Annotated in this window: 2 protein-coding genes; both read right to left on the reverse strand. The window is 70.5% G+C overall.

Annotated features, from left to right (window positions below):
• A partial coding sequence (locus BN4332_RS32735) for an RNA polymerase sigma factor (RefSeq protein WP_066904572.1) occupies nucleotides 1-1047 on the reverse strand: 1047 nt, incomplete at its 3' end.
• Between the two features lie 6 nt (nucleotides 1048-1053).
• Nucleotides 1054-1280: YciI family protein (locus BN4332_RS32740; RefSeq protein WP_220096878.1), on the reverse strand; the 227-nt coding region annotated here is incomplete at its 5' end.

A 1280-nucleotide genomic window follows, 5' to 3' on the forward strand; every position in this document is an offset into this window, starting at 1 on the left:
ATCGTCGGCCACCTCGTCGAGCGCGGCCAGCCCGGCCGCGAAGCCGTCGCGAAAGCCAACGGCCAGTGCACGATTGGCGCGCACGACGGGCGAGTCCACCAGTGCCAGCAGCCGGTCGTAGGCCAGGCAGATCGTGGCCCAGTCGGTGTGGTCCCAGGTGGGTGCGGAGGCGTGCAGTGCGGCGATCACCGCCTGCGGCAGATACGCCCCGGGTGCCCCCTCGGCCAGACGCAACTGCTCCAGACCCCGCGCGATCCGGCCGCGGTCCCACTGACCGCGGTCCTGCTCGTCGAGGGGAACCAGCGCACCGGCCGCGTCCACCCGAGTCCGGCGGCGCGAATCATGCAGCAGGACAAGGGCGGCCAGCGCGTGGGCGTCGCGGTTGTCGGGCATGAGCGCACACAGCTCACCCGCGAGCCGCACGCCCTCGTCGCACAGCTCGTCGCGGATGGCCGAGGGCCCGCCAGTGGACCAGTATCCCTCGGTGAACACGGAGTAGATGCACCCGAGCACATGCGGCGTGCGCTCGCCCAGCAGCTCGGCCGGCGGCACCCGCAACGGGATGTTGGCCTGGCGAATCTTGTTCTTGGCCCGGGTGATTCGCTGCCCGACCGCGGCCTCGGACTGCAACAGCGCCCGAGCGATCTCCGGGACAGTGAGCCCCGAGATCAGCCGCAGGGTCAACGCCAGTTGCGAACTGCGGTCCAGCGCGGGATGAGCGCAGGTGAACATCATCCGCAGCTCGTCATCGCGTACCGGATGCAACTCGGTCTCCGAGACCGTCCTGGCCTGCTCGTACACCGCGGTGAATTCCTTTCCCGGGCGCACGGATTCACGCCGCAGGCGATCGAGCGCTCGATTACGTGCCACCGTGGTCAACCAGGCTCCGGGGTTGGCGGGCACACCGTCGCTCGGCCAGACGCGCAGGGCTTGCGCGCAGGCTTCCTGGACGGCGTCCTCGGCCACGGTGAGGTCGCCCGACCAACGGGCGATGGTGGCCACGGCCGGGCCCCACTCGCGCCGAAAGACGCCGTCCAGCTGGGTCATTGACGGCTACAGGCCGGAGATTCCGGCCAGCTGACGCACCTCGACCGCCGACGCCGGGATCATCGATGCGATCTTGACGGCCTCCTCGCGATCGGCGGCACGCAAGATGTAGAAGCCGTTGGCCACCTCGGCACCCTCGGCGTACGGCCCGTCGGTCAGCACCGCCTCGCCGTTGCGGACCTGCACGGTCGTGGCGGTTGACGGCGGGTGCAGCGGGGCGCCGCTGAGGATGT

It is taken from the genome of Mycolicibacterium houstonense, assembly GCF_900078665.2.
In the GTDB taxonomy this organism is placed as follows: Bacteria; Actinomycetota; Actinomycetes; order Mycobacteriales; family Mycobacteriaceae; genus Mycobacterium; species Mycobacterium houstonense.